Source organism: Telluria sp. AZSoR62, assembly GCF_058111565.1.
In genome coordinates this window covers 1-230 of the sequence record NZ_JBYTST010000674.1, presented here as the reverse complement: position 1 = coordinate 230, position 230 = coordinate 1, and the positions used below count along the sequence as shown (strand labels likewise).

The 230-nt window shown below is 57.4% G+C and carries 1 protein-coding gene; it reads left to right on the top strand.

The genetic code is table 11. From position 1 onward, the window contains the following. On the top strand, positions 1 to 230 hold a 230-nt coding region (locus tag AC3XQU_RS25130; protein WP_489876799.1), incomplete at both ends, for a hypothetical protein.

The following is a 230-nucleotide window of genomic DNA, read 5'->3' as shown; positions in this document are numbered from 1 at the left end:
GACAATATTCATGAAGTGCGGTACGACGCGGACGGCCATCCCATCGTGCACAGTTTTCATGGCACCGAAGGGGGCATGCGCGCCGGTTTCGAAGATCTGTCCGCTTATCCAGCTCCGTCTGATCTGAGTTTAGAGTTTGCCCTCGCCAATCCGAAAACCGTGCTGGCCTGCGCTGCCGGCGTGGTGCGCACCAATCTGTTCAGCTGGATGCCATTGCTACCGGTCAAAAC